At 44.1% G+C, this 26,560-nt stretch carries 17 protein-coding genes; 2 read left to right on the top strand and 15 right to left on the bottom strand.

All coding sequences use genetic code 11. The features are described from left to right. Nucleotide 1: 1 nt before the first annotated feature. From BDE36_RS17965 to BDE36_RS18035, 15 genes are all read right to left on the bottom strand, one after another. Nucleotides 2-3,082 carry an alpha-L-rhamnosidase-related protein gene (locus tag BDE36_RS17965; protein WP_141815962.1) on the bottom strand — a complete coding sequence of 1,027 codons (3,081 nt, stop codon included), beginning with the start codon at nucleotides 3,080-3,082 and terminating at the stop codon, nucleotides 2-4. Between the two features lie 68 nt (nucleotides 3,083-3,150). Continuing rightward, nucleotides 3,151-4,635, bottom strand: a complete 1,485-nt coding sequence (locus BDE36_RS17970; protein ID WP_161987687.1) for a RagB/SusD family nutrient uptake outer membrane protein — start codon at nucleotides 4,633-4,635, stop codon at nucleotides 3,151-3,153. Between the two features lie 20 nt (nucleotides 4,636-4,655). Then, nucleotides 4,656-7,619 (bottom strand): SusC/RagA family TonB-linked outer membrane protein, encoded by a 2,964-nt coding sequence (locus BDE36_RS17975; RefSeq protein WP_141815964.1) that lies wholly within the window; start codon nucleotides 7,617-7,619, stop codon nucleotides 4,656-4,658. A gap of 296 nt (nucleotides 7,620-7,915) precedes the next feature. Further along, nucleotides 7,916-8,800: an AraC family transcriptional regulator gene (locus tag BDE36_RS17980; protein WP_141815965.1), complete on the bottom strand. Its 885-nt coding sequence runs from the start codon at nucleotides 8,798-8,800 to the stop codon at nucleotides 7,916-7,918. 27 nt (nucleotides 8,801-8,827) lie between these two features. After that, the gene (locus BDE36_RS17985) at nucleotides 8,828-10,336 is read right to left on the bottom strand and encodes a M81 family metallopeptidase (protein ID WP_141815966.1); all 1,509 of its coding nucleotides are present in this window, start codon (nucleotides 10,334-10,336) and stop codon (nucleotides 8,828-8,830) included. A 4-nt stretch (nucleotides 10,337-10,340) separates the two neighbouring features. Then, entirely contained in the window at nucleotides 10,341-11,747 is a 1,407-nt protein-coding gene (locus BDE36_RS17990; RefSeq protein ID WP_141815967.1) for a hypothetical protein, read from the bottom strand. 291 nt (nucleotides 11,748-12,038) lie between these two features. Further along, on the bottom strand, nucleotides 12,039-14,258 hold the full coding sequence (locus BDE36_RS17995; protein ID WP_141815968.1) for an alpha-N-acetylglucosaminidase: 2,220 nt from the start codon (nucleotides 14,256-14,258) through the stop codon (nucleotides 12,039-12,041). A gap of 4 nt (nucleotides 14,259-14,262) precedes the next feature. Beyond that, complete coding sequence (locus BDE36_RS18000; protein ID WP_202618151.1) at nucleotides 14,263-15,024, bottom strand: endonuclease/exonuclease/phosphatase family protein; 762 nt, start codon at nucleotides 15,022-15,024, stop codon at nucleotides 14,263-14,265. Nucleotides 15,025-15,077: 53 nt separating this feature from the next. Continuing rightward, nucleotides 15,078-16,655 carry a DUF5689 domain-containing protein gene (locus BDE36_RS18005; RefSeq protein WP_141815969.1) on the bottom strand — a complete coding sequence of 526 codons (1,578 nt, stop codon included), beginning with the start codon at nucleotides 16,653-16,655 and terminating at the stop codon, nucleotides 15,078-15,080. 21 nt (nucleotides 16,656-16,676) lie between these two features. Then, entirely contained in the window at nucleotides 16,677-18,233 is a 1,557-nt protein-coding gene (locus BDE36_RS18010) for a SusD/RagB family nutrient-binding outer membrane lipoprotein (protein ID WP_141815970.1), read from the bottom strand. Nucleotides 18,234-18,240: 7 nt separating this feature from the next. Beyond that, a complete protein-coding gene (locus tag BDE36_RS18015) occupies nucleotides 18,241-21,660 on the bottom strand; it encodes a SusC/RagA family TonB-linked outer membrane protein (RefSeq protein ID WP_141815971.1) in 3,420 nt (1,139 codons plus the stop codon). A 185-nt stretch (nucleotides 21,661-21,845) separates the two neighbouring features. Then, entirely contained in the window at nucleotides 21,846-23,048 is a 1,203-nt protein-coding gene (locus BDE36_RS18020; RefSeq protein ID WP_141815972.1) for a FecR family protein, read from the bottom strand. 57 nt (nucleotides 23,049-23,105) lie between these two features. Then, a complete protein-coding gene (locus BDE36_RS18025) occupies nucleotides 23,106-23,684 on the bottom strand; it encodes an RNA polymerase sigma-70 factor (protein ID WP_141815973.1) in 579 nt (192 codons plus the stop codon). A 295-nt stretch (nucleotides 23,685-23,979) separates the two neighbouring features. Further along, nucleotides 23,980-24,351 carry a type II toxin-antitoxin system VapC family toxin gene (locus tag BDE36_RS18030; protein WP_141815974.1) on the bottom strand — a complete coding sequence of 124 codons (372 nt, stop codon included), beginning with the start codon at nucleotides 24,349-24,351 and terminating at the stop codon, nucleotides 23,980-23,982. Nucleotides 24,352-24,353: 2 nt separating this feature from the next. Further along, nucleotides 24,354-24,584, bottom strand: a complete 231-nt coding sequence (locus BDE36_RS18035; RefSeq protein ID WP_141815975.1) for a hypothetical protein — start codon at nucleotides 24,582-24,584, stop codon at nucleotides 24,354-24,356. Nucleotides 24,585-24,989: 405 nt separating this feature from the next. On the opposite strand from BDE36_RS18035, the gene BDE36_RS18040 reads away from it, so the two are divergent. After that, nucleotides 24,990-25,832 (top strand): hypothetical protein, encoded by an 843-nt coding sequence (locus BDE36_RS18040; protein ID WP_141815976.1) that lies wholly within the window; start codon nucleotides 24,990-24,992, stop codon nucleotides 25,830-25,832. 60 nt (nucleotides 25,833-25,892) lie between these two features. Next, nucleotides 25,893-26,534, top strand: a complete 642-nt coding sequence (locus tag BDE36_RS18045; protein ID WP_141815977.1) for a DUF6266 family protein — start codon at nucleotides 25,893-25,895, stop codon at nucleotides 26,532-26,534. The last annotated feature ends 26 nt before the right edge of the window (nucleotides 26,535-26,560 follow it).

Below are 26,560 nucleotides of genomic sequence, written 5' to 3' on the forward strand. Positions count from 1 at the left end.
CTCAATTGTTAAAGTTTACACCAAGCTTTTTAAGGATATTCTTCCCCGTAACACTGCCGGCAACAGCTGGAGTTATAAGCACGTACCCCCCTTTTGTGTCAGCATTTGCAATTCGTACAATGCACGGATATCTTTCAGTGACCTGCGGATAAAGGAGATGCTGCCTGGTTGTAGTATAAGCAAGTGTTTCAAAAGTCCAGGGCTTGAATATGGCAAAATCAGTATAGGCAGTTCTAACAGGCATGTGTTCTTTAGGCAAACCTCTTAATATGGTATTGTCACAAAACTCTATCCCATCTCCATCAATCTCAAAACCGAACATTCCATTTTTTGTACTCCAGGAGTTAAAGAACTGTTCATTTCCCCAGTAATTGACCCCCTTTCTTTTAGGTGAGCTTAACCCTACGTCAGGAAGCGCCTCATCTATCGGTTGCCAGCTTTTTCCCGTTTCTGTAACCCCGATGCTAGCTCCGTTACTATCCGGCATTCCTCTATCCATTCCATCATTGAATATTCTGACGGCAAGGGTATTTTGACCGCTAAATCTTATTGCTCTATATGCTTCTGCCTCCGGCTTAACTACATAAAAACGGCTTAACATCTTATACCTGTGGGCGTCCGGATAATTAGTACGGGTGGGATACTCCTGCTTAATACAGGCTTCCATGTCCCTGAAACTTGCTGCAAAAGAACCGTTAATAAAAACGCTGTCGAGGCCTGAAAGCGGCCCAAGCTCTATAAGGATATTCTTTCCCCTGAATGACTGCGGGAGCGTAAAGACCGTAGTATAATTACCGTTTTTTTGTAAAAGAGAGGTATTAGCAGTATCCGGAGAGAAAACCCACTTTCCGAGATCAATTTTCGTCCTGGCCGGAAGATACTGGTACCAGTCAATGATACCGCATTGCTCGCCCAGTATTCCGGCTCCGTCTTCATCACTTTTGGCATTCGTAGTAGCACCAAAGAAAATTACCGTACCTCCATGCTTTACAAACGCTTCTAAAGATCTTTTAACGCTTTTTCCTGAACTTGAATAAAGAGGCAAACGATTCCCCCGTACAAGGATTTTCTTGTATTGTGTATTTCCCAGATCAGCTAATGCATCTATATTTAGTAATTCAGCGCCAGGGTAAGGTTTATCAGAATGAAAGGACGGATCATAAAAGAGTGCAGCTTTGCCTTCCTGAAGAGGCGGAAGCCCGGTCTTCTTTACCAGCTTATACCCGGGTTCCTTCCTGTTACTTAAAGCTAACGTTGCTTTATATAACTTCTTGCCCGTTCCTGTTACGAAAGTATTCTCAGGATCAGAGACATGGACAAACCTGATATTAGGATCGTTCACATTTACCGACAATCTTCGGTTTTTACTTTTTATCAGGAGATATCCATGAGGCGTTGGAACCCTGCATTCAAAGTTGTCCCAGCTATCAGGAATAGATGGTATAATTTTTATCTCTGACCATCCAGGAATAAGAGGTTCAACCCCCATCACATCCTTTACTACCACATCCAGAAGATTTCCCGCTGCAGTGACAAAAACATTCCCTCCAGTCGACACACCGTTTGTATCGAGGGTTTCCTCTATAAACCCCGGATACTTTTCATCGCATATTGTCGAAGCAGCAAGATTGAGCAGTTTATACCCATTGTCCTTTTCTCCGTATTTAAAACAGGCTTCTGCTTCCCACAGGTTCCACCAGGGCCACACTTTTACATTCTGATCGTTTTCAAGCCCAACGTGGTTCATCCTGGGAACTATCGTTAATGAGCCGTAATCACACCAATTGTTTTTACGCAGATAATCGAGTGTTTCGGCAGACCTTACTGCATCTGTAGCTCCAATCTTCAATAACATCGCCTGGGAAGCTTGTGAACTTCTCTGACACACCATATCCCATAAAACCATGTTGTTAAAGTATTTTCTTTCATTATTCCAGAACACCGTGTTGATTGCATTAACCGTCCTGTTGTAAAGACCGAAAAGTTTCTGCGCTTCCCCCTTGTTCCCAAGTTCCTTTTCGATCTTAGAGTAATAATTCAACAACGAAGCGTACATTGAATTAGCAGCGAGAGTGCTCACACCATTCGTTGTAAGCATCATGATCATATGATCCATAAACTCAGTAACATCAACAATTAATCCATCATCATCGTAATCCCTTCTGATCCAATGCGCTACCCATGGCCGAATAATCTCTGCATCCTCTCTTAATTGCCTGATATCGCCCGAATATTGGTAGTAATTCCAAACAGAGCGGGCAGTCCAGCCTATTCCTTCTGCAGTTCCGCCCTGTGAAGGATCATTTGAGTTTTTGCAATCCTCAGGCGACATCAGCGCATATCTTTTAAGATCATATTCCAGAGATTGTCTTGCCGCTTTAACCCGCCCGGATGCCATTCCGCCCGGCAATAGACCCGAACCGAGATCACGCGCCCAGATATCCTGCCATCTGAACAGCTCGCAAAACATTAGGTCTCCGTTATACCCTAAATCAAGAAGCGACTGCGAAAAGGCGACCGCCTGGTTAAGTGTCTTGTCAGGTGATTTTAACACCAGCTTTTGACCTGACGCTGTTAATAGCTGTTTCTGAAAGTCGCTGTAGCTTAATATAGCTGGCGGCAGTTCTCCCTGATTGAAAAAGACATATTTTATGCTCTTATCTCTTTTCTCTTTTCTTTGAAGACCGATTGAATTATTTAACATGAGACGAACCTCAATCCATGCTGAAGTTTTAACACATATTGAAAAACCAGAGGCCGGTAGAACTCCGTAAATAACAGATATCGAATCCCTTCCTACCCTGATATCATAGGCTACCCCGCCTGGGAAGAAAGTACTATTCCATAAAGTGCTTGCCGGCAGGAGCTCGTAACCATTGCTAAAGAAGCGAAACATACCGTCAAGCTTAATTCCCTTAGCCGCCACAAAACGGTCGGGAGTAGTCCTGATGATAAATTTTCCATCGCCCACCAATGCCGTCGGACTCCGACCCTGATACTTAAGAAATAAATCGTCCTGTGCCCTGAGATGCGCAGGAAACAATACATTGAGAAAAAACAGCCCTAATAATAAGTTCTTCATATCAAAAACAAGGAGAATAAGAGGATATGGTCCAACATATCCTCTAATGACTATTATTGCTTATCGGCTCAGTAACCGGGGTTCTGTGTAAGATTTGGATTCCTGTCCATGATAGTCAATGGTATAGGAAATATATACGTATGCCTGTCAGCAGGATCAGAGTTAGGTTTAAAATCCCAGGTATTTTTAAAGACGTCAAAGCGGATAAGATCATTTCTTCTCCAGCCTTCAAAAACAAACTCGAAGCCCCGTTCCTTGAGCAGAAGATCCAGAGTTAATGTTGACAATGGCTTGGCAGGATTAAAATTCCGCTCCCGCACCTCGTTAACGAGAGCTCTCGCACCTTGTTCATCTCCCGTACGTAACATGCATTCGGCTTTCATCAGTAAAATATCCGAATAACGGAATATGGCGAAATCGTTATTTAAGTGCGTACGACCGCCCTTCTCAACTTCCCATTTAAACAGTCGGGCTCCTTCATTCTCGGTAGCACTCGCAAAATCTCTTACATCGATAGTAAAATTCAATGGTGTTATACCGTCGCGTGTATAGATAACTTCTCCTGTTGATGAACGCTGTGGGCCTATCAAAAATGAATTTCTTCTGGCATCAGCCAAATCAAAACTCTTTACGAAGCCCGGGACAGCACATGGCCCATTCCAGGAGCTGAACTGAACATCAAAAGTGAGGTAACTTGAATAATGCCATGACATCTGATATGGAATAAAATAGCCTCTGAAATAATCGGCGTCGTAAGGTATTGACCAGATATTTTCCTTGGACCCTTCATTTTTCACCTTAAAGTTGTTGAAGAAATTAGGCTCCAGCTCATAAAGGCCAGACTGAACTACTTTATTACAGTATTCCAGACACTTATTCCACTGCGGGGCGCCAGTGTATACTCCGGCGTTAAGGTACAATTTTGCTAAAATGGTATAGGCGACCCATTTTGTTGCTTTAGTATAGGTGTTCGTACTTTTTTCTTCGGTCAGTTTGTCAACTACAGCTAAAAGCTCCGACTCAACAAAATCATAAACTTCTTTACGTGTATTGTTCTTCGGCAGTTCTCCTTCAAATTCTGTCACTATCGGAACATTTCCGATATTATCCAGCATCAGGAAATACCAAAATGCCCTGATCGTACGCAGCTCAGCATAAATCCTGTCTTTATTTTCAATCTCAACAGTGGTATTATCGAGCAGGTCTATAATTTTATTGACCGTTGTAACCTGCTCAAATCGCCAGAAATTGGGAGTTTCCCTGGCTGACCATTCGTGAGTATGATAACGTAAATGAATTCCGCCAGAATACCAATCGAGCCCTCTTGCCGGAATCATATATTCGTCGGTAGTGATCTCCTGCATCCAGAAGTCGTTGTTCACGTAATTTACGAGGGTGCCGTATGCCGGCCCAATCAATGAATTTATTTCTTCGGAAGTTCCGCCAAACTGACTTTGCGGAATTGAACTATATAATTCCTCATCAAGATCCGTACAAGCTGTTATACTAAGAACAGCTGATAGTATTATAGCTAACAAATAATTTTTTCTCATGACCTTCAGTGTTAAATGCATTAAAAAGAAAAATTAACTCCCAGAGAAAACGACCTGGTCTTGGGATAGTAATTCCTGGCGTCTATTCCGAATACAAGCCCGTTCACATTTACTTCAGGGTCAATTCCCGTATAATTTGTTATAATGAACAGATTGTTGGCAGTAGCAGAAAGCCTTAAGTTCTTTATTTTGGAAGAAGGAGGGAGCTTCACATCGTATCCTAAAGTCAGGTACTCAAGGCGAACAAAGCTTCCGTCCTCAATGTAGTAAGAGGAATACACTAATGGCTGTGCTGCAATATCTAGGGCTGTTTTGAGAACATTGTTTCCAGGCATGCGGTTAATGTCGTTGAGGTACAAAGCAGTTGAATTTGCAATATCATTACCGAACACTCCCCTAAGTAAAAGATCAAGTGAGAAGTTCTTATATTTCAGAGAATTAGACATATTCAGTGTAAAATCCGGCTGTGCGTTCCCTATTACTGTTCTGTCGTCTGCGTAAACAAACTTACCGTCGCCGCTCACATCTTCATACTGGAATATGCCGTTTGCATCGCGGCCGATATATTTGGCGCCGTAAAACGTTCCGATAGCGTATCCTGGCTTAAGAATTTGCGGAGTTTCCTGTAATCCTCCTAAGGCCCATTCCCCCGTATACACTACATCCAGCTTAAATTCGTCGTTCGAAAGTGACTTCAGCTTATTCTTATTCCTGGCGAAATTGAGTCCCAGGTTCCATTTAAATTCACTGGAGTTTATTACCGTTGATTCAAGGGAAAGCTCAATACCCTTATTTTCAACCTCCCCAACATTTGCCATCATGGTATTGTACTGGTAAGGAGGGGTTGGCACGGGATAGTTATAGAGAAGATTGGAGGTTTGCTTATTGTAATAATCAATACTGCCTCTGAACCTGCCGCCTAAAAACGAATAGTCGATTCCGGCATCAAACTGGGCGGTTTCCTCCCATTTCAGGTTCGGGTTCGGATTTTGATTAGGTGCATATTGTGTAAAAAACTCTCCTCCCTGATAGTAGTACCCTGCAGCACCATAAAGGGCGAGTGCAGTGTAATTCGGAATCTCCTGATTACCGGTTATTCCATAGCTCGTACGCAGCTTTAACTCATCTATAAATCTCACATCCCGCAGGAAAGGCTCTTTATTGATAGCCCATGCGACTGATCCTGAGGGAAAAATCCCCCATTTGTTATCCTTACCAAAGCGGGTTGATCCATCCCTCCTAATAGTCCCGGTAAATATATATCTCCCGTCAAAAGAATAGTTAGCTCTTGCGTAGAATGAAATAAGCTTGTTCTTTTCTTTAAAACTTGATATATCCGTTGGGGTTAAATTATTGCCGGCTCCCAGATTATTATACAAAAAAAGGTCAGTTATAAAGTCACGGTTCTGCGCTGCAAAATTCTCAGGCGTAAACTCCTGATAGGAGTATCCAAGAATTGCGTTTATCTTATGCTTTTCGTTAAATGTCCGGTCATAGGTGAGCGTCGACTCGATTAACTTTGAATTATCCTCGCTTGTAGTTCTTCTGGCAAAGCCATTGGTCTGTTCGGCAGCTCTCGATACCCTCGACTCATAATAACCGGTCATCAGATTACGCCTGGAAATAGACCCATTGATAGCAGCGGAAAACCCTTTAAAAAATGTATATTCCAACTGCATCCTCCCCAGGAACTGATTTCTCTTACTATCAGATGTCATTTGATTAAGCATCGCTACCGGATTATAGTATTCATATCCAGAGACTTCCTTAAATTTGCCATTTTCATCATAAACCGGAATAGTAGGATTTAAATTGAGGGCATAAGCAAAAACGTTCGCTGTAGGAACACTTCCCCAATCTTCAATCGTCGTGTTGGCGTTAATTAAAAGTTTCAGTTTACCATCCAATCCCGTTTGGTCAAAAGCGATATTGGCATTAACCCTTTGCAGGTCATTTGATAAAACGATACCTTTCTGGTCAAGATAATTTACAGATGCACGATATGTAGAACTTTCGGTACCACCCGTTAAACTGATATTATGGTTCTGCGAATGGCCCCTTCTATAAACCTCTTGCTGCCACTTTGTATCCGCTCCATAATCCATCGCATTCGTAATATTGTGTGATTGAACGTAATTGCGCCAGTCCTCGGCTGTAAGCATGTCCAGGTTATTCGCAAGGTTTTCTGTAGCAAAATAGCCGTCATAAGAAATAGCAGTTTTGCCGGCCTTCCCTTTTTTTGTCGTGATAAGAATAACCCCATTCGCGCTTCTTGCGCCATAAATAGCAGCGGCAGAAGCATCCTTTAGTACGCTTATGGATGCAATATCCTGAGGGGCAACACTATTGATTGAAGCTCCCGGAACCCCGTCAATCACCACAAGGGGGCCATTACCTCCCATAAGAGAGGTCGATCCTCTTAGCCTCATGGTTACTTCCTGCGTCGGGTCTCCGCCCGGCCTGGTAACAACGAGACCTGAAACTTTACCCTGCATCAGTTGCTCCGGCGATGTAACTACTCCCTTGTTAAAGTCCTTTTCAGATACATTTGTTACGGAGCCTGAAAGATCCTTCTTCTGAATAGTCCCATATCCGATAGCTACAACTTCCTGAAGCATTACAGATTCTTCTGCCAATGTAATTCTAAGCTCTGTACTAGTACCTATTACTACTGTCTGGGTCTTCATCCCAATAAAAGACACCACAAGTTCAGCTGCGCCTGTTGGAACCTTTATTGAGAACTTCCCCTCGGTATCTGTAGTTGTACTGACCCGTGTACCTTTTACAGTAATGGTTACCCCGGGCAATGTTTCGCCGCTGGCCGCTACAACTACTCCGCCAATAGTACGGTCCTGCCCCGTTTTATCTTTTGCTAATAATACATTAGCATTCAAAAGATTGAAGCAACAGAATAGCAGCAACAATCTCCGACAAGAAAGCATTAACCTCTTGTCCCTCTTTTTTGCAAGTAACTTTCTTTCCATTTTGGTTAATTGATTAGATTGAAATTCTTTTTGTATTTACTATACACATACTCATTTGTATACTACAAAAATAGAGGCTCTCACAACCGCCTTTTTATGCCATTTTCACCAATGATTCTGGTATTTTATTAAAATGAACCTTTAATAATTGATCTGTGCAGCGCGTTTAAATAAATAGGATAATTGCATCTACGAATGCTAAAAGACAGAGGTTTCCCTCCCCGAATTATCGATCCCGGGATATTCTTTATGAAAAAAAGTGGCTAACACCACTATGGTATCATTAGTATTTTATACTAATATCTGTTTTGTTTGCCGCCGTATTTCTTCTGGTATTCAGAGGGTGACATTTTGGTTGAGCGTTTAAATTGATCAATAAAGTTAGACAAGTTATTAAAGCCGGATTCGATGCTAAGCGTAGCAATAGTTGACTTTCCCTCTATCAACAGTTTCTTTGCATGCCCGATCCTCACATCGTTCAGATACTGAACAAAGGTTTTCTTAGTCCTCTCCCGGAAATAACGGCAGAACGCATTTGGTGTAAGGCTTGCCAGCGAAGCTACCTCTTCCAGACGGATGGGACGGGAGAAGTTTCTCATTATAAACTGATAAACTTTGTTAAAACGCTCAAAGTCGCCTGAGTCGATGGTATTCCTCACAAAGCCAACACTGGCGAGCGTCTCATATTCGTCGGTAGTAGCCATGCATTCCAGTAAAGATATCAGTTTGGCAATCCTGAATGCTCCGGTTTCATTAATATACTCAAGGATTCTTTCTGTTATCACCTCTTTAGATTTCCCTACAAACTTCACTCCCCTGTTAGACCTGGATAAAAGATTACGGATATTGCTCATTTCCGGAAGGTTAAGCATATTGACTCCGAAGATGTCTTTGAGGAAAAACAGGCACCAGCATGAAGCTTTTAATTTAGATTCTTTATGAAAAAACACATCATGGTTTCTCCATTCGTGAGGCAGATTGGATCCTATTAAGCACAAATCGCCTTCCTCATACTCTTCTACATGATCACCGACAAAACGAGTACCTGTACCTTCGAGGATATACATAATTTCTACTTCGGGGTGGTAGTGCCAGGGAACAATAAAATGGGGAAGTTCTTCTTTGTAGACGTTTATATAACTTGCGCGGTGAAACGGTAATTCCTGGTATAGCGGTCTCATAATTGGTGTGTTTACGGGTTTGTTTTATTAGGGGCTCCACTTCATATTCATATCCAGCGGATAACTGGGTCTACCGACATTTTTATATTTTATGTTCTTTATATCGAGATTACAGAATCCGGACGTTAAAGCCATTAGCTGGGCAGGAGCTATGTCCCGAAGTTCGGGATAAAGATACCCTAACTTAACCACTACTACTTTAAATTGCAGTGGATCTAATCCCAATTCTTTAAAATCCCGAATTTCAACGAACGACCTCCTGGCTTTCAAAACCACAACATATACACCATTAACATCAAGTAAAGCAGCGGCTCTGTGAGTACCAACTTCCGAATCCAATGTTAAATATAAAACTTTCCCTTCTACTTTTAATGGCTTGCTGTACACATGATCAATTTTTCCGCCGAGTTGTAAACTTATCTGTTTATTAGCTCCCACTTCTGCACACTTTTTAAAAGCATCCTCATCAACAATACCCGCAACCAGTGCATTTTTTGTGCCCCTTCGTAGAACGGCGGCCAGGACGTTCATATTATCACCCGGCGCCCCGGCAGTTGTATTGTCTCCCGAATCGGAGATAAACACCGTCTTTCCCGCACTTTCTCCTGCCGCTGTCAGCATCTGGTCGATCGTACCGGAAGGTACGTCAAGCGTCATTTTTGTTCTGCAGTCCCAAATCTGTTGAGCGAGGTTGACCGCCTCCCTGCGTGCGGCGCTCTTGTACAAATCACTTTTAGCTACAACAAACACCCTCATTGCAGAACGCGGCAGGTCTGCCCAACAATATCCGGCAAATATAGAGGCGTCCATAATCCCTTCTTTTGAAGCTACCGCGGGAAGTTGTGAGTATATTGATTTTAAAGGATCTCTTTCGGTAACACTCTTTTCGCCCGGCACAAGTATTGGTATTGTTACCGATTCAATATGCGGTTTCAAATGTTGCCTTATTGCATCAACCAGCATCTTTACAGCCCGTGTCCTCGTTTCCTCTTCATCGCGATGAGGGGCAGTGCGATAAGCCGTCAGCATATTAATATGTTTCACAAATTCGGTGGAAGGGTTGCCGTGCAGATCAAAACTTCCGCAGATCAAAACATCTTCACCTGCTATCTCCCTGATTTCCTTTATTAAAGTTGCCTGCGCATCAGCATAGCCCTCCACATGAAGCGCACCGTGAAGGTCCATGTAAATACCGTCGAGACGGCCTGCCGATCTCACTCCCTCCAGCATGTCCTCCTTAAAGCTCTCAAATGCCGAGCGTTCAACTACTCCCCCTGGCCAGGCATAAGCGTGAAGAGTAGGAATAACTTCAACCTTTTCGGCTTTCAGAAAATCGGCCCACATTTTTCCTTTCAATGCATTTTCGCCCTTTAATACCGAAAAGTCGGACGCCTTCGTCGGAGAGGTCGAAAACGTGTTTGATTCATTTCTGATGCCAAGAGTGAGCACTCTGATTACCTTATCGAAAGCAAAGCCCTCAACTTTAATGGGAAGCAACAGCCAGCCCAAAAACATACCGGTTAAAAACGTCTTCATTATATTAACTTTTCAGACTGAAAACCTTTTTATAGTTGAGAAAAAACGGGGGTACCAAAGCGGGCATATTCGACAGCGGCAATACTTCTTCCGGCAGCGCGATTCCAAGCTCTTCTTTCATGAATTCTCTCCTGCGCATGCAGCGATCATAGGTTTCGGGATATTGCTGCTTCACTTGCATCCGTAACTCTTCATCCGCAATAATGATCCCATCTTCCATCCTCGACGAATAGTATTTTTCTGAATGAGGAATAATGTCTACCTGAAAATACATTCCCGACCGGATCTCATCCTCCGAATTCTTATATACGGGCGAGCTCACCCACTCTTCATAATGAATCAAATGTCCCGGATTAAGAAAAATCTGAAAATCTTCAAATGGAAGACGACCGCTGATAATGTCATACAGAACCTTCCCTTTTGTGCCGATCCTTATATTCTCCAGCCACTTCACACATGCAGAAAAATAAGGCGCCGCGAATTTTTCGATATAGTCTTTAGCCTCTACGGGAAGATCATCTTCACTTTCCACAACCCAGCCGGCACGACAAATATTGCTTCCCCAATAGGACAGATTAACAGAACAGGAATCTCCTTTTTTTACCAATGCCCCAACCGGACTCGAAAGTCCGATACGCTTATTTCCAGAACTCTTTAAACCTACGTGACATCCTAAGGGATAACCGGTAAACTGATATTCCCTTACCAGTTCAAAATCGGTAACATCGTACCTGAAATTCTTCAATAGATTTATCACTCCTTCCGATGCCATTACATTTGAAAACTCAAAATGAGCAATCTCAAACGCCGAACAAGCAGCTTTAAGGCCGTAAACAGGCGACATCAGAATATCAGATGCGTTCACCACATTACCCTTACCACATAACAGCTGAAGGGTATTAACGATAAAATGAGGCAGTTCTATGGCCGCTTCATACTCCAGAAACTCGATTTCCGTAAAATACTTCCATCCTATACACCCGACCTTCGATGCCTCATTGATTACCTCGTCGCTCAAGATCTCCCTAAGAGACCTGCTTTCGTCCCTCGGCTGACTAATAAGCGAAAATGGCTGATAACGTTCGAATCTGAGCTTACTATCGTTAAATATGGGAGATACTGTTAAATGACTTACACATTCATTTCCCACCAGCAGCAAGGGAACGCCCTGTTCCTTTATGATTAGCAGCGCTTCTTCGAAGCGAGGGTCAAAGTGCGCCAGATACATTAAATTACCACAATGCTCCCTGTCCGCATACACTACCAAATGAGTCAGGCTTCGCGCCCTCATCATCTCCCTGCATTTTTCTATCCTCGATTCAATCTCCCCTGACGAAGGATAAATTACCGGCGTAGCCGATCCGAAATCAGGCCACTCAATTTCCTTTAGATATACTTTTTCTGCTTGCACGGTCAATTATAATTTTAAAAAGATCCTGTAAACAAATATAAGCGCCACTAACGGTCTCTATTTTTGCTATCTTAGCGAATGTGTATGGTATTTTATCTTCGGCAGCACAGAATTCGAACTATATGGGGTAGGCATTCCTCTGACATTAATTTTTGCCAGGAAAGAGCGTTCAGGCTGTCACTCCTCAAATGACCTTTGATGTTCTTCTATTCCGCATTAAGGTAATGCAGAATATTTATCGAGGGCGTTTAATTATTATAGTCACCTGAGGCGCTCAAAAAACCAAAGCGATCATGGCTTTTTAGTGTCGTATACTTCTCTGAATTGCCCAATATACTTCGTATGCAGACCTTGCACCGTTTTAATCTCATTCCCTGAAGGCTGTTCAGGGAACACGTCGTTCATATTCACCCACTTCCATTCCCAGTCTTTCATCCGCTCTTCAAATGCTTTCTGATCTAGTTTCGCACCCGATTTGAGTTGCTGGTTCGCAAAACTAAAGAACTGTTCCCATCGCGGTTTGTAAAACGAGGAGATCAATCCCGACCATTGACGGCAGGAATACTCATTTAATGAGCTGTTCCTGTCGCCCCACAGCGTGATCAGGTTCCTGGCGTTCCTTTCATAAAGCGCCTTTTCCCCGGGTGTGTTTCCTGTTCTTTTAGCATCGTTAAGCCATTTGCCGAGCAGGAAATCCTTACGTGTCATCAAAAGGCGGTCAACATCATCCATTACCATTAAAAAGGCCTTCGTATGGCGGTTGAACTCTTTGCTGTCCTTTCTCTCGTACGCCTTAGCAAACTTTCGTTGTAAGGTATCTGCATAGTTAACAAGCACCTGCCGGGTAACGTCGACAATATCATATTTAAACCCTTCGGTGTTAAGCTCCTGCGAAGCCTTTATAAGGGCCTCCCAGGCAGGGATCAGGTCTTCCGGCTTGTAGTTCTTTTTGGGGCGGGTGCCGCGTGTATTTGCCGCGAGTGTTGGCCTTCCGGTAATGATAGACTCAGGCCCTCCCGGCAGAATGCCACCTGTATAAACCGTGCGGTATAAAATCTCCCAGGCCTCATCCGCATGGGAATTCTGTGCTCCATAGCGTTGCTTCACATAGTCCCTGAGCCAGGCCGATACGTTGATCGGACCGCTTGCCCAGATATTATCCAACATCAACTGATAAATAGCAGGATTCTGCTCAATAGCCTCGGGTGTCAGGCCAATACCAACCATTTTACCCGCAGCCGCCGACTGCTTTGCCTTAAAGGCGCCGGAAGCAACTTCATCCATGCGGCCATATAAGCTGATATTGCCGCCAAAATTATGCAGCATATTCCAGATCCAGGGCTTGCCGTAATAAGCATCTGTACGCTGCCACACAGGGTAGTTTTCGCTCCAGAGATCAAGAACGATCATCTTGTCGTTGGGTATCGCATTTAACAAGGCTTTGATCTGGGCAGGTTTCCAGAACTTCGCGCCGTGATAGAACAGCCAGCCCTGCATAATCCACGTTGCTTTGGGGTCGGCCAGGGCCATCGACTGGTATACTTTCTTGCTGACATTGCTTAGATAGAGCGAATCGGAGGTTGGCGGCGTATTCTCGTTAAAAGTATCTGCAGTATATAGGTGATCCGTACCAAAGGTTTTAACCTCTTCTTCGATGAACTTTTTGCCAATAACAGTAAACAAGTCATCATCCGGGTCGAGGATGTAAACCGAAGGAAAGGTGGTCCAGTTAGTTTTCTTAAGCTTTGCCTTCGGAAACCTGTCCTTAAAAGCGGGAGGAACATGGCCGGTGAAGGCCGGCAGGATCGGCGTCATTCCAAACGAACGTTCACGCTCCAGTATCTTTTTCTGAAGCACTTCGTGAGCCTGCATCTGGCTTTGCGGAAGAGGCCCGCCCCACCCGTCGATATTCCCCATGTAAAACCAGTTGAAATATGCCGGACCGGTGAAGAAACTTTCCAGGTCTTTATCGGTAAAGCCGAGGCTTTTGTACACCCTGCTCCAAACTGCGTTCTGCCCCGTAATGGCAAGCGGCATATTGATGCCATTAAGTGCCATGAAATCTATTTCCCATTGCCAACGTTCCCAGTCCCACCAGCTCATAGAATAATTAAACGTGCAGTAGTTCAGATAATACCTGTATTTATATGGTGTCGTTTTGCTTACCTTCTCATTCACAGGAGGCAATTTGGATGGTAAATCAAGATTTGTTCCATTCCATGATATCAGGCAGCCTGCGTAATTACGCAGATAGTAGTTCAATGCACTTGCTATAGATATGTTATTATTCCCCGACAATACGATCTTATCATTCTTACTTTCCAGCTCAAAGATGTCCTTACCATCAGCGGCCGCGGGAATGTAATTAATCTCAAAATGCGCTGCATGCTCTTTAACAATGCGGCGAAGGAATGCATTGGCTGCGTCGCGGTCGGGTACAGCCGTGGCATGGGCTGAAAATGTAAAAAGCGCCAGCAGGCTAAAGGTGATGTTTCTGAGAGACTTACGCATGAATCTATTCTTGTTGTTTACTAAAAGCAGCTGTTATAGGACGATGGTCGGATGCGTAGGTTTCCTCGACTACGACATACTCCAGTAATGGCCACTTTATATTTCTCGTCGCAATATAATCGATGGTGCGGCGCGGATTAACCTGAGGAGAAGTACCCGGACAATTATCCACACAAGTACGTTTGAACTGCGCATCAAGCAGATCAATAACACCCGAACCTGCAACACTGTTTAAGTCGCCGCACAGGATCACCGGCAAAGATACATTTTCAAACTCTTTTAAAATACGCTGCATCTGAACGATCCGGTTTCCGTGATCCCTTGTAGCATCGAGATGGGTATTTGCAAAAATAATCTTTTGCTTGTCCACCTTTACTGTTACATATGCCAGTATGCGGTCTTCAGCTTCAACTTTCTGTGGAAGCGGAATCAGGCGGACATTACGCAGCTTAAACCGGCTCAATATGGCAATGCCGTATTCTCCTCCATCGTAGTCAATCGCTCTGAAGAACTTATAATGAAGTCCCGTCTTTTCGGCAAGCAGTTTCGCTTCATCAACACCTCCGGAGCGTTTAGTACCTGTCTCCACCTCCTGTAGAGCTACCAGATCCGCCTTCGATTCCCTGATTACACGGGCAATGGCATCCAGGTCAATAAGACCTGGTTTTGAGGGCGGATTGGCGTGATGAATATTGTACGACATGACACGCAGAACATCGGGTGAACCTCCATTGGCGACTTTACTTTGCGCCGATGTATCGTTCATAAAAGCCATTTGTGCTGTAATGCACAGAAAAAAAAGTATTTTGCTGATCTTCATTATTGAACAACTTTAGTTGGGAACAGTCCTTCTGTAGTACCATCTCCTGCAGGGAATTCTTTTTCAAGCTCATCCAGAGTGGAAGTTTTGGAAAGATCAACTACCCGTTGTGCTCTGGCTTTTACCCAACGATCGAGACGGACATTATATTCACCTCCTAATTTATAAAACCAGCCGGAATCGGACGGCGTACCATAAGCAAGACAAATAGTGTTCGAACCCTGCTTGTAGAACGGCTGCTCAACTAAAGAAACCGGATTAACGATATCATACCAGTCGGTGTTTGTAATACGATAGCCAACAGGGGGATTAGTACTGCTTAGTACACTTCCGTTATAGCCTATGAAAATCACATCAATAGGCACAGAAGTCCGGGTTACTGTAGTTCCTTCAAATACAGCTATGCCGCAGGCGAAAGTCCCGCTGTTAATAAACAGGTTTGTATTGGGGGAGCCAAACCCATCACCGGTAGTGCCCGTAGCACCGTAGTTTCTTGAAACGATCCAGTTTGCTTGCGCCATGCTTGTTGAGTTTTGCCCGTTAATGAGCTTCTTCGAATTGCCTACATAGAAATAAGTCCCTTTTGCCGCTGTACCGGTTTTAAGATCAAACTTGTAAGTTCTCAAACCTCCCGTCGCCCAACCGTTGGCTGGGAATCCTGTAGGTGTATAGCCCGAGGTTTGATTACAGGTGACCAGCGAAAACGGCGTAACCGAAAAATCTATATCCCTGGTAGCCAGCAACTGAATGTACTCTCCATCCAAATCCGTACCTTCCACATCGGTAACAAAACCAGAAACTACCACTGCCGCCTGGGTTACAGTAGAACTGAGTACCGTAATGTCTTCAGGCCGGCGGATGCGCAGATGGGGCGTATACTTCCCTCCAGCGTTCTTGCTGTACGTCACAACGCCGAAAAAATTCGCCATGCCGGGTAAGGGGTTATTGGCAAAAGTTGCCGATGCCTCCGTGTGAAGTGTGAAATTATCAAAGCCATCGTTAACCAGTTTATCGCCACTGTATGTATCGGTCGGCGCCGGTATAGGGTCAAATCCACCTTTTACGATAACAACTTCGGTACTTTCATATTTATCCGGATCGGCAAGAATATAACTGCTCGGCACCCGGTTTATAGCAATGGGCTGATCTGAAGCTACCTTAGTAACCGCAGAACCTGTCAGTCCGGTTACCTGTAATAAACCATCAACACGTTTCATTGTTCCACCCACAAGATTTACAATTACCGAATCTCCCGGCACATATTGTTCTGCCTCAGTGCCTATATTAATAGCAATACCCCTCAATTCGTTCAGGCGCAGCTTATCCTGAACCATCAGCAGTCCCGATGGCAGATTTTTACCGCTATGATCAGAAACCACAACTCCTGTAATTCCCGTGGAGCCAAGCATCGATTTCTGGCTTAACGCAAAATCAGCATCTTTATAAAAGCTTCTCAGGTCGAAGATGGCGATATACGGACTTACCTCCGCCCCGGGGAAGTTACCTGTCTTCTCGCATCCTCCAAAGATCATCATTGAAGAGAACAACCAGGTTATATTTAGTATTATCTTTCTCATATCTATCAATTTTATAACAGATTAAGGCTTCTGCCACCAAACGAGGGTATTAATGTTGTCGCCTCCCATTCTTTGTACCGCTTTGCTGTAATTCGAAGCATTAGCAGAGCTAACATATACCGGATAGTTTAATCTTGCCGGCATATTGCCGCCATTCCTTAGTCCCGCACCTTTAGGTAATACCGGGTGGCCTGTCCGGCGGTGTTCAAACCATTGCTGAAAATCGGTAAGGAACAGGCAATAGTATTTCTGCAAATGAATACGCTCCATTTTGCTGTCTCCGGCGGCGGCATCAAGGGGAAGAGTGTCATCCCAGCCAATATCAGCTGTCGATATATACTCTGTGAACTCCTGGTTAGCAATATCCGTAGTAAAATCAGGTACCCAGTAGTGAATAGCGTTGGCAATGCCCTTGTAATAGTATGTGGCCGATGAGCCGGTGATCCAGCCCTTTGCAGCTGCTTCAGCCAGAATGAACTGCACTTCAGCATAGGTCATGATAATACCGGCCAGAGGGCTTTTCTGTAAGGAAAATTCAGAATTGCCTGCAGAATAGAAAAAAGACTGCTTGGGCTCGCTGCTCCCGGGGGGATAACCGCTTTCTATCCCGGCAAAACCCGACGAGCCCTGTGCTATGCCCAGCCTGTTACGGGTACCGTTACCATACTGCGTACTGAGATCAATACGGGGGTCACTCCAGTTAGATAACTTGAGAATAAAGAAGTTGCACAGCGATGGAATAGTAAAATCCGCCTCGCGCAAGAGTGTAACATAGGGATTGGTAAAAGGGTCGGTGGTGACTACACCGCCTGTCCATTTCAGCACGGCCGATTCGTCCGTAGAAGCGAACGTAGGGTATTTCGTCGGATTACCTTCTGCTATTTCCTTTATTTTAGCAATTACCTGCGCAGAAACTTCTGCTTTTCCCGACACCCGCAACAGCAGGCGAAGATGCAAACTATTACAGAATTTACGCCACCGCTCAATATTGCCGTGATAAACAGGATCACTTGATTCCACGATCGCTTTATTTCCGGATAACAGCGTATTTGCCTCCTCCAGTTTATTGAACAAGCTTAGATAAATATCTTTCTGCGCATCAAAAGCGGGCTCCAGTATACCCAATTTACCTTTATTCGCCTCAGTGTAAGGCACGTCTCCATAAGAGTCAGTCAACAGAGAGAATACCCATGCTTCGCACACCAGGGAGATCCCTTTATACGAGTCGTTCTGGTATTCTGTACCTGAAGCGAGCTCGTAGATATCCCTGAAATTAGTGAGTTCAGAATACCATGCATTCCAGGTGTAATCGGCCAGGTTAGGCCGGAAGTCGTACCTGAATACGGCATTGTCGTCTTCACTCATCGTGACAGTAACCTGCATCAGTTCGTTATTAAAATTCCGGTTACGAACCAGGTTTGCGCTCAAAACGTTTACCAATGCCGGCGCCAGCAGTTTTTCGGGTGGTGAGTTTATAATACTGATGGGATCTGTATTGACCTCGTCAAAATCCTTTTGGCAGGCAGTGAAACTGAAAACAGTTATTAAAACCGGCACAATAGCTAAAATTCTTTTCATGTTTCTCTTAATTAATACCTACAACTAAATTAAAACCATAAGTACGGGTAGACGGAAACTGGCCAACCTCAAAACCTTGGACGATATCCAGACCCTGCAGAGTACCGAATTCAGGATCGAACATAGGCCATGTCGACCAGATAACCAGGTTACGTCCATAGACACCAATGCTGGCCCGCGATAGCCTCAATGGCTTGAGTATAGATGCCGGCAGCTTATAGTCCAGTCGTGCTTCGCGGAACTTAATGAAGTCGGTCTTATAGGTTGCTCCCTCACCATTAGCAGTGCCCATGGTGTAATTGTAGAATGAAGTGATGTCTTTAGTCATTGTAGTATTGCGACTAAATGTACCGTCGGCATTTCTGACGACGCCGTTCCCGATGATCCCGCTGTACCTTCCCGGCAGGGTGGCTGTCAGCTTTCCAAAATCTGCCAGACGGCCATGGGTATACGAGTGCGCAACAGCTCCCTGCTGACCGTCAAACAGTACGTTCAAGCGGAATTGCTTAAAGGTAAACTCACTGCCGATGCTCGCTTTATATTTAGGAATGGTGTTCCCGAGATAAACGGGAGTAGAAGTTATTTGAGCCAGGCCGGAAACAGCATCATAGATTACCTGTCCGTCCGGAGAACGCTCAAAGCCAATACCGTACATATCTCCGAGGCTGCCGCCTACCTTGGCAACGATCTGCGCACCTCCAACTACACTCGAACGTAAGATGATGGTGCTATCCGTGTTTGCCATCGAAACGATCTTGTTTTTGTTCGTAGAGAAGGTTGTAAAAACTTTCCACTTGAAGTTTTTGCCCTGCACAGGCGATCCATTCAGAGCCACTTCGAGACCCGAGTTATCGATTTGCCCTGCATTAATGATCTGTCGCGAGTATCCGGATGCACGATCGACAATCCTGTCAAGGATCTGGTTTCTGGTATTTCCTTTGTATACTGCAAAATCAATACCCAGGCGACTTTTAAACATCCTGATATCGGTACCCAGCTCAAAAGTTGTTGTTTTCAGGGGCTTCAGGTTGGGGTTGGGAAGTGTTGCGGGGTTTTGCAGCGAACCATCCGGATATGTCCCGTTAGCCGCTAACGGGTAGGTATAAGCCGTACGATAGGCGATAGTCCCCCCACTGCCAGCCTGCGAAGCTGAAAATCTGAGCTTTGCAAATTCGAGCACATCGGGCATCTTAAAGTATTCTGATGCAACGAAGCTTAAACTTGCCGACGGATAGAAGAATCCTACGCTATTTGCACGATATGGATTAGCCAGTGTACTGCTCCAATCCTGCCGGGCTGTCAGATCCAGATAAAGGTAGTTTTTATAGCTTGTAGAAAACAATCCGTAAAAACTGTTAATACGGAAACGGCTGGTATCAGGTACGGACACCAGGGCATTAGCCGCATTCTCGAAACTATAGACATTAGGTTCAATCAGGCCATCTGCTCTGAGTTCTTTTTTATAGTAATGATTTCTCAATAAACTCCCGCCCGCTGTAGCGGTTATCCTGAAATCTTTATTCAGCGGTTTGTCGTACTTTAACAGGAAGTCGCCTGTAAACTCCTGCACATCGATATCCTGAGTGCGGTAAGAGCCTGTTGCTAAACGGGCAGCCGTCCATGGACGTTTTTGGTGCCGCTCATCAGCCGAGCGATCAAGGGTCGCTCTAAGCTGCAGGCTTAACTCTTTAGAAAAGGTGTAGTTCAACTGCACATTTCCCGTAAGCCCGTTCCGGTTTGAGCCATTGATAAACTCGTACGATATAGCATAGGGATTTTCCGGGGAGGTAGTGAAAATATCGTGTAGCTCCTGGTATTCTTTACCGTTTACCCAGTAATTTCTAAGCCAGTTAATATCGGCGTTTGGTACCCAGAACACATACCAATACATCACCGACTGGTTGCCATAGCCCATTCCGGGCAGGTTGTTGCTGAATTTGTTGGTATAATTCGCTTTTACAGTTAGGTCAAGTTTCGGTGTGATCTTAGAATTAGTGGATAAAGAAACATTCGTACGCCGATAGCCGGTATTCGGAATGATCCAGGTGTTGTCGGCATGTGTAGCAGACAGACGATAATTCGTGTTTTTCAGTTTCCCACTTAAACTCAGCGAGTTTGTGAAAGTCCTGCCTGTTTCAAAGAACTTCTGAACCTGATTAGTATAAGGCACCCACGGCGTGGGCTCGGTCGCAGCTGCCTGGGTAACAGGATCATACTGAATAAACGATTGCCCGTTAAATCTCGGTCCCCAGGTTAAACTGGTAACGCTGTTAGTACCATAAGTATAAGTTGCCGCACCGTTTAATCCCTGGCCATATTCATATTGTAAATCCGGCCAGCGGTTAGCGCTTTCCATAGAGGTGTTTGAAGAAAACGAAATGCTAACCGCCTTACTTTTGGCTTTGCCTGATTTTGTGGTGATAATAATAGCGCCATTTGCCCCTCTTTGTCCGTAAAGCGCCGAGGCTCCCGGCCCCCTCAATACTGTAACACTTTCAATGTCTTCGGGGTTGATATCATTAAGTCCGCTTCCAAAATCAGTAGGTTGAATCCCGTCTGACGGTCCGGATGCCGCTCCCCCTGTTGCCGTACGCTTGCCGCTGCCGTTATTGATCACCACGCCATCCACTACAATCAAAGCCTCGTTCTCTCCGGTAAAGTTGTTCTCTCCCCGCAGGATTATCTTGTTAGATCCTGTTGGTCCTCCGTTTGACCGCACCATATTCAAGCCAGGTACTTTTCCGGATAAAGCATCGATCCAGTTGCCCGCGACCGCGTCGGTTAACTGTGTGCTGTCAATTTTTGTAATGGCATATCCTAAAGCTTTCTCTTCTCTGCGAATACCCAGGGCTGTAACTACCACTTCTGTTAAAGCTTTTACATCCTCCTTTAAGGTAACGTTTATGGTGGTTTGGTCACCAACCACTACTTCGGAGGCTTTAAAACCAACTAAACTAAATACCAGCACGGCTCCATTGTCCGGAACTCTGATACTGTATCGCCCCTGGCCGTCGGTAATCGCGATCAGGCTGCTGTTTTTTACTCTGACATTCACCCCCGGTAAGGGCTCTTTGTCATCGTCAAGCACGGTCCCTCTTATTATTATTTCTTTTTTCGGCTGCTGCTCTTTGGGCTTCGCCATAATAACCACCGTGTTGCCGTTAATAGTGTACATCAAAGGTTGGTTCAGAAAACATTGATTCAACACCTCTGTGAGGGATGCATCCTTCATACTGAGAGAAACCGTATTCGTTCCCTCCAGCATCTTCGAATTGTAAATGAAATTGTAACCTGTCCGGCTTTCCAGGTCCCTTAATACATTTTGCAACGAAACATTCCGTTTAACTATACTAATCTTTTGCGCATAACCTGTAGCAGCGGCCACCTGTAAAAATGCAGTTAGTAATAAAACAAAACTCAGTTTCATTATCCGTAATAATTTAAAAGGTATGTAAAACTGTTTTTTACATAAAGCAGTATATTTTTTATACATTTGAATGGTTTGTTTTAATTTGTATGGTTCACTCAAATAATCAAGCAGTTACAGCAAACTACAGTCGGGAGAGGGTTCAGCTCTCTCGATTTTTTCTGTAAAGGACATCTTAAATAAACTTATGGCATAACCGTTATCCTCCTTCCTTCCACTTTGAATTTAATGGTGCCCGTCAATTCTAAACTTTTCAAAAGCTCCGACAGATTACTCGTTTTAGAGAATTTGCCACCATATATTTTATCCTGCATCTCGCCATCGTAGTACACATCCATATCATACCACCGGCTGATTGTTGTCATGAGACTCTCTATAGATTCATCTCTGAACAGGAAATAGCCGTTCTTCCAGGCGACCGCCTTTTCTGTATCGGCCTGCCTGACCGTAAATCCTTTTTGACCAGATGTTGCAAGAGCTTCTTGTCCGGGCTTGATAAGCGACTCCATCACGCCCCTGTTCACTTTAACCGAACCTTCCAGTAAAGTTGCCCGCATATTGTCCTCATCTGAATAAGCAGCAATGTTGAAATGGGTGCCCAGCACCTTCACTTCCATATCCTTTGCGCTTACATAAAAAGGCTTCGTTTTATCTTTTGCAACCTCAAAATAAGCTTCACCGCTCAGTTCAACCCTTCTCGCATTCTCTTTAAAAACAGTTGGAAATTCCAAAGACGACATAGAATTGAGCCATACATTCGTTCCATCCGGCAGTATCAGCTGGTATTGTCCTCCCCGCGGCGTAGCAATCGTATTATAGGTCGTTTCTCCTGAAGTCCGGTCTCCGGATCTGGAGAGATCATAGATCAGCTGGCCGTCCTTTGCTTTAGTGATAACAACATTCTGTTGCTGTGCCAGACGGCCGTTTTTTGCCTCATCCAGCACGATCTTCGTACCGTCAGCCAGCGTAAGCACAGCCTTGTTTCCTCCGGGTACAATATCATTATGAACAAGTTGACTGGTTTCTTTAGAATGATGGCCTTTTTGTTTAAACAGATAGACTGTCAAGATGGCGGAAACCGAAACAAGAGCTATAATGGCAGCATACCTGAACATTTTGCGGTCTTTCCTTACACGCGGAGTAACAGCACCTTTCCGTTTCGTTGCTTCTTCTATCTTCTGCCACGCCAGTTCTTTATTGCTGGCAGAGAAGCTTTTAAGCTCAGGATCAACAAAATGAGGGTTAGTAACCTTTTCAAATAATTCTCTGTTATGATCACTTTCCAGCAACCATTTATCCAGTTTTGCTCTTTCAGCAGTACTTAGTTCGTCCTTCAGGTACTTTAATACCAGGGCGCCTATTTCATAATGATTTTCAAACTCTTCCATCGACTACACCATACAGACACGCGAGTTTCAAAAGCGGATAAAAAACTCAAAAAAAAATTATGATGCGTGCCACAGAAGAATGGCGAACAAGTCGGATGTAAGTTTAAGGCGAAGCAGCTGCAAAGCCCGCTGCTTTTGTTTCTTTACAGTATTTACAGACATGCCCAGCTCATCTGCAATCTCATGGTTTTTCTTACCTGCGAGAAAGCCCTTTAAAGAGATGATACGGTAATTTTCGGGAAGCGATTGTATCGCCATGTGGATTTCAGCCAGAACTTCTGATGTAATAATAGCGTCGATAACCGGCTGATCAGCGAGCTCTGTCAGCGACTGTTTCTGCGCATAGTTATCAACGATTTTATTATGCCGCAGGACATTAAAGCTGAGATGTTTTACAGTGGTGTACAGATAATTTTTCACCGCGCACCTTTCATACGCAATGTTCTCCCGGTAATCCCAGTATTTAACGAATGCTTCCTGAACGATATCCTGAGCCTGCTCCCTGTTATTGATCAGCTGAACTGAAAAATAAATTAAGCGATCGTAATATTCGTCAAATATGGATTTGAGGTCCATTTCATTTCCAGACCCGCCTCTTTCTTCCCGACTCTTACCTTCGCCCTTTATACTATACATGTTTAATAAGCTAAACTCTAAAAACTTATCTGCAACGAAACGACAAGCTAAATTTATCGATTTTTATCAAATAAAATCTGTAGTTATCTACAAATACTATGGTTTCTGTAAAAATCTTCCTGCCGACAAAAGTACGCTGGGTTAGTATTACATCTTGTTAACAAAAAATGAAGTAATTATTAAATAATTAACACGCTGTATCTGTAGCTGAGGATTATCTCGCGTTCTTTATAACCACTTAAATCGCCTTTAATCTGATTTGCGGTTAAAATAATTTTAAATTAAAGGTGGGATATTATCCTTGGATAGGATTAATGCATACTAATTCCTTAATCCGTTCAAAATCAACCACATTTCTTGTATAGATTTCAAGCTGATGAACTGATGCTGTAGCTGCAATTAAGCTATCACCCAGTTTTAGATTATACTTTTTACGAATTTCGATAGCGACATTAAATATACCTTGATCTGGAAGAATTACTGGTGCATACTCGAAAATGTCTTTAAAGTACTTTTCTTCATCTTTCTTTAATCCACGGTAACCCAGTACTTCCACCCTGGATATCTCTGACAATACACAGGAGTCACTAACTATTAGCTCTCTTAAATACGCATATTCAGTCGAATATGAATAGATGATAATATTACTATCTAAAAGAAAGGCCATACTTACGAAAAAGGCAATTCACGATCTGAACGCTGACTCTTTTCCCATTCTGCTGCGTCACCAAACGAGGATAAATTATTGGCTTTGAAACTAACTATCCGATTTTTCAGATCAACTCTCGTTGTCTTATTAAAATCAGTACGCCTTTTTTCGACCACCACGTTTAAAGTCTTTGCTAAAGCAATTATCTTTGCGAGGCTTTCCTCGTTATTCGACTTCAAAATAAGCTCCATGTTATTTTATTTCAGATACATACAAAAATACTAAAATAATTATTCTTTATCTATATCCGTATTATATACAACGAATCGACATCCACCTCTATCCCTGGCCTTGTCAGAGCATCCAAACAGAGTGATCAACGGTGACGAAATCCTAGAATGGTTCGGGCACTCTTCTGCCCTGGTAGGAGATTGATTCGACATAACAGCACAGTGAGTGCAGGGTGAGTGCACGGTGAGTGCACCTTTTTCCGGCGAAAGGTGCACTCACCGTGCACTCACTGTGCTCTCACCGTGCACTCACCCCAATCCGTTCATGACCGGTGTTCCTATAAAGGTCATACAATTCTATAACTTTTCCTACCCGAAAATTGTTTATTACTATAAAATCTTCTTGTTTAACTAAATTTTAAGAATATGGCAATCAGAGACAAGGCGGGGAATCTGAGGGGGAAAGCTGGAGATAAGGTTAACCGCGTTTTAAATAATAAGAATGTAGTACAGACTATACCTGATTATGTCCATCAGACACAGGAAACCAAAAAGTGCAGCGGAGAATGGGGATTGGTGAGCACGACGGGTAAAGTCATCCGACGGGCAATGAGTTACGTCTGCGAGGCATACGACAGCGGGATCACCAACCGCCTCAACGCCCTGATAAAAGAGTCTTTAGCCTCGGGCGGCAAGGCAATCCTGCAGCGCGACCTTCACGACGCCGACTTAAGAGGCTTCTCAGGTTTCGAGTTTAATATTAAATCGCCTGCAGGTAAGGCCTTTAAAGTCCAGCCTGTTGTGTCAGTTGACGAAAACTATACTATTTTAATTTCCCTGCCCGCCTTTTCGGGACAGCAAAGTGTCGTCTACCCGCCGTCCCAGTCGCAGGTCCGTTGTTCTTTATGCTTCAGCGTCACAGCATTGAACCTTCGCCAGGAGTATTATATCCGGATGGAGCGCAGGGAGGTCGACATTAAACTGAGAGAGAACGCAGCTGCTGAATGGAGTTTCACACCCATTGTTCCTGGGGGCTGCATTTTGTTTGTCTGCATGTCTCTTCACTACTATACTGAAGATAGTGTGGTTGGCAGAAGGTATTTGAATGGGAAGGACTGGTCGCCTGCCGAAATACTGACCGCCTTTCACGCTGGAGAAGGAAATACAGATGAAGATAGTGCCGGTGCACTGGAGAAGGAGCAGCTTGCCGGTTACCGGGGTAATGAAATATTAAGGAACCTTGGAGGATCAACGGACAGGCAGAATTAATCCCGGGCTGTTTATACTTATAACTTACTACGTATAACTTAACACTAATATTAAAATCATATGGGCATATACAGAAGAGGTATTAACGGGCCATTCTCAGGAAAAGCCGGAAGTGTGGTGGGCAGCAGATGGAAAAAGATCGATTATATCCGCGGGCTTTCGAGGCCCTCGCATAAAGAGGCCAGCGAGGCCCAGCTCCTGCAGCAACATAAGTTCGAGCTGATGACGGCGTTTCTCAGTCCTTTATCGAAAGTGTTTGAATTTAGTTATAAGGAAGATACCCGGTATAAAACGGCATATAATATTGCCCTTGGTTATAATTTGAAATGGGCTTTCGTAGAAAAAGAAGATGAATGGATCATTGACTTCAGCAGGATAGTGCTTAGCCGCGGAAGTCTCCCGAAGCCAGTGGATGCCACCGCTGAATATACAGCAGAAGGTGCATTTCTGATCAGATGGCAAACGCTTGTGAGGAATTCTTTTGTTTCTGCTGAAGACAAGGTCAGGCTCATATTATACAACAGCGTAGCGAACATCCATATCATCAACACTTCGGATTACGAGAGAAAAGATGGCGAGGCGATGATTAAGATAGAAGACGATGATGCAGCCCGGGGCATTTGGCATATTTTCATGTTCTATTCATCCCCTTCCGGAGATAACTCGTCGAGCCATTACCTTGGAGAAATAACGATCGAATAAGAGGCGCGATATTCTGTTTGATAACA

The organism is Arcticibacter tournemirensis, from assembly GCF_006716645.1.
Classification (GTDB): domain Bacteria; phylum Bacteroidota; class Bacteroidia; order Sphingobacteriales; family Sphingobacteriaceae; genus Arcticibacter; species Arcticibacter tournemirensis.